Origin of the sequence: Streptomyces sp. NPDC015139, from assembly GCF_043079785.1 — a bacterium.
Classification (GTDB): Bacteria; Actinomycetota; Actinomycetes; order Streptomycetales; family Streptomycetaceae; genus Streptomyces; species Streptomyces albidocamelliae.
Window position 1 is genome coordinate 1 of the sequence record NZ_JBIBUW010000062.1, and the last position, 2,233, is coordinate 2,233.

The 2,233-nt window shown below is 71.8% G+C and carries 1 protein-coding gene and 1 pseudogene; both read right to left on the reverse strand.

Annotation, left to right across the window (positions count from 1 at the left end; all coding sequences use genetic code 11):
* Window positions 1-193: pseudogene (locus tag ACF08B_RS41585) on the reverse strand (DUF2637 domain-containing protein); the annotation flags it as partial.
* A 140-nt stretch (window positions 194-333) separates the two neighbouring features.
* On the reverse strand, window positions 334-2,139 hold the full coding sequence (locus ACF08B_RS41590; protein WP_392322225.1) for a hypothetical protein: 1,806 nt from the start codon (window positions 2,137-2,139) through the stop codon (window positions 334-336).
* Between the last annotated feature and the right edge of the window lie 94 nt (window positions 2,140-2,233).

Sequence of the window (2,233 nt, forward strand, 5' to 3'; positions counted from 1 at the left end):
GGATCCAGGTCAGGAGCAGGTCGAGGGCGAGGAGGACGCAGATGCCCGCGTCGATGCCGATCGGGAACACATACGAGAAGTTCCCGAAGCCCTTCCTTGTGGCCAGCTCACGGACGGCCGCGTACGAACCGGCGAAGCCGATACCGGCCACGGCCGAGGTGCCGGCCGCGACTGTCGCAACGAGGAGTCGTGATGGTCGGCGGTCGGGATGGCGGTGCGCTGCTGCGGTGGTGTCGTGCTGTGCTGGGTGTCGGGAACGCGCGTGACCGCTGCCGGGGCGCGGATGGCGGGCGGTGTTGCGGGGAGGGCGGTTGGTGAGGACGGACGGGCGTGTCATGGGCGGGCTGCCGGAGGGGATTGCGGGTGCAGGAGCTCGTCGATGAGGCGTTCGGTCTCGTGTGACAGGGGGCGGTCCAGGGCGGCGTTGATGTACTGCAGGCGGGTGATGGCGGTGTGCAGGCCGGGCCGGTTGTCGGCTTGGGCTTCGATGAGGAACCACGCCTGGTAGAGGCTCTCGGCAGTGTCGTCGATGTCGAGTGCGGTGGTGATGGCGTGGCGCGCCTTGGTGAGGTCGTGGTGGGGGCCGGGCGGGGTGCGCAGGCGGGCGATGACGTCGGCGGTGTGGACGATGCGGGTGGTGAGTTCTTGGCTGTGGGGCTCGGTCCACGGCAGGGCGCGGGAGCCGAAGGGGCGTCCGCGGACGAGGGTGAGAGCAGCTTCGAGTGCGTTGAGGCCTTCGGTGCCTTGGTCGAGGGCGTGGTCGGTCAGGGTGCGGAATTCGGTCCAGTCGCAGCGGATGCCGGGGTGCAGGCGGTAGGGGTCGTCGGCGTGCTGGCGGCGTGGCACGTAGGGGTCGCCGTCGGGGGTGTTGCCAAGGGCCCGGCGGAGTTGGTGCAGGCGGGCGCTGAGGGTGGCGGTGGTCCAGGGGGTGGTGGGGTCCATGTTGGCGCAGAGGGTGTCCGCGGTGCGTCCGGGGCGGAAGTAGAGCAGGGCGGCGAGTTGAGCGGTGCGGGGGCCGTGCCCGGTGTGCGGGACGCCATCGACTTCGATGGGGCCCAGTACGCGGATCTGCGGCGCAAGCGGTGTGCTGGAAGCCGCGGTCGGCTGCGCGGCGGGGAGTGGACCAAAGGGTGCGGCAGGGGCTGTCGGGCGCGCTGGGTGCGCCGCGCCGTGTGCGCGGTCGCTGCCTGCCTGGCCTTCCCGTGACCTGGTGCTGTCGGTGCGGTCCGGTTCGGTCGTGTGGGCCGCCGCGGTGGTCAGCGCGGGAAAGAGGTGATCACCCTCTGCTCTGGCCTGGGCGGGAGCCGCTGGTGCGGTGGGTGAGTGGGCCGGCTCTTCGGTGTGGGCTTGCACGGGTGGTTTGTCGGTGTCGGCGTGTGCCCGGGCGGGTGCGGGTGGGCCGGCGTCGACGGAGTCGGTGAGCCGGGCGGTGAGGTCCTGGCCGGTGGTGTGCAGGGGCTGGGGGCGGGTGGCGGAGGCGTCGAGGATGACGGCGTCGGGGAAGTGGTCCTGGACGCCGGGGGCCGGTGCGACGGCGATGACCGGTAAGGGGGCGGGGTGTGCGGCGAGTCGGGCGAGGTCGCGGGTGGTGGCGGCATCGAGTGCGGTGGCGGTGAGCAGTATGCAGGCGCGGGGCCGGGTGTGCGGTTGCTGATGGGCTTCGAGGAGTCGTTCGGCGAGTGCGTGCACGGCCGCGGCGGGGGTGGGGGCGTAGACGATGTTGTCCGCGAGCGGGGCGTGCAGGAGGTCGTCGGCGAAGCCGGTGGCGATGAGGTGGAGATCGCCGGCCCAGGGCGCGAGCGCGTATTCGAGCAGCAGCGCGGTGCACACGCGGGCGACGTCGTCGGGGCGGCCCGTAAGGAGCAGGGCGCCTGGTTCGGTGAGGTCGAGCAGCAGGAGGTCGCCGGTGGGACTGGTGCCGAGGGGGATGAGCGTCGGGCAGGGAAAGGGCGCGGAGCGTGCGGCCGGCAGGTCTGCGTCGTGGGGCAGTTCCCACCATCCGCCGGTGCCGGCCGTGGCAGGCGGCGGCAGCGGGCGGCCCGTTTGGCGGGGCAGGAGTTGGATTGCGTGGGGGGTGATCCGTGCCGCCAACAGGGCAGGCAGCGGTGCGCTCTGCCGGTCAGCACGGTGAGGGGCCATGTTAGGCGTCATTGAAAATGCCTATGAGTGCGGCAGTTTGGGCAGCTTGGTGCCGACATGATCGGTAAGCGTGCCTGCCGACGAAGAGGTGCAG

Excerpts from the sequence above, each read along its gene's own strand:
- ACF08B_RS41590 (WP_392322225.1), bottom strand. The coding sequence starts at position 2,139 with ATGGCCCCTCACCGTGCTGACCGGCAGAGCGCACCGCTGCCTGCCCTG.